1 protein-coding gene is annotated in these 1,496 nt (G+C 56.4%); it reads left to right on the top strand.

Features of this window, described 5'->3' with window-relative positions; all coding sequences use genetic code 11:
• A partial coding sequence (locus X965_RS18705) for an Ig-like domain-containing protein (protein WP_172794107.1) occupies nt 1-1,496 on the top strand: 1,496 nt, incomplete at both ends.

Here is a 1,496-nt window from a genome sequence, read left to right as displayed (position 1 = left end):
GTGCCGTTATCACAGCAGCTGGATACGGATAATGTTGATCTGATGCGCAACCTGGCGGGTAACCGTTACGACTTCGCCGACAGAAATTACAACATCGTGATGCAGTACCGTAAGCAGGAACTGCTGCGGATTTCATTACCGGACAGTTTGACGGCGGAAGCGGCTGAGACGGTGGCGGTGACCGCCACGGTTGATAAAGCCAAATACGGCCTGAAAAATATTGCCTGGGCGGCGCCGGAGCTGACCGCCCGCGGCGGACGTATTCAGGTCACCTCCCCGGTGAGCATAAATCTGACACTGCCGGCCTATGATTTTACCGTGCGGGCAAATGAGCCGCAGCAATACCGGTTATCGGCGGTCGGGACAGACAATGAGGGCAATCAGTCCAACACCGCGGTGATGTGGGTCAGTGTGAAACCGTCACAGGAAACCATCACCGCATTAACGTTGTCTCCCGGCACCGTAATCGCCGCGAATAATGCGGATACGTACAGTGCGGTGGCGCTTGTCCGCAATGAAAAAGGGGAAGCGCTGGCACACAAAGATGTGACTTTCAGTGTCAGTGGCTTTACCGACAACAGCAAAGTGACGCTCACCGGGGCTGACGGCAGTACCGGCGAAACGGTGACCGTGACCACCGGTGCGGACGGTCAGGCGGTGATTACGGTCAGAAGTAAGATTGCCGGCCAGGGTGTCCTGACGGCGGAAATGAAAAACGGGAACGCGCGGACCGTGCCGCTGCGGTTTGCTGCCGACATGAGCACCGCGCAAATCACCACCCTGACCCTGACCCGGGATAAGGCGGTGGCTGACGGAAAGGCCGCCAACACGGCGGTCGCCACGGTGGCGGATCAGTTCGGCAATGCGGCGGCGGATTTTACATTAAACAGCCGTGCGACAAATGGTGCCGTAATCGCGGAGCCGGTACAGACCACAGATGCTGACGGCCGGGTCACTGTGTCACTGACGAATGTGACCGCCGGTGATTCGGTTTTAACCGTGACCGGCACCGGAACACAAAAAGCGGTCACCGCACAGTTTATCGCGGACATCAGCACGGCAGTCATTGCCGGCGTGGTGGTTGATAACGACAACGCGGTGGCAGACGGGCAGGACCGGAATGCGGTCACGGTGACGGTGACTGACGGTAACAATAACGTGCTGGCGAATGCGCCGGTGACGGTTAAGACGCCGGGAACGGCGAAATACACCACGCAGCCGGCAAACGGATTAACGGATAATAACGGCCGGCTTGTTATTTATTATACGGACACAAAAGCAGGCACCGCGAATTATCCGGTCAGTATTAACAACAGTGAGGTGGTGACGCCGCTGACTTTTAAGGCGGACAGTGCAAATCTGAGTGCTGATAACTCAGTACTCAGTGTTTCTCCTGAAACAATTAAAGCAGACGGCCTTGAATCGTCGGATATTACCCTGGTATTAAACGATAAATTCGGGAATGCGGTATCCGGTCAGGCGGTGGTCTTCAGCAC

Source organism: Morganella sp. EGD-HP17 (assembly GCF_000512315.2).
In the GTDB taxonomy this organism is placed as follows: Bacteria; Pseudomonadota; Gammaproteobacteria; order Enterobacterales; family Enterobacteriaceae; genus Morganella; species Morganella morganii.
Note: the sequence above shows the minus strand (reverse complement) of the source record. Positions and strands in the feature narration are given on the sequence as shown.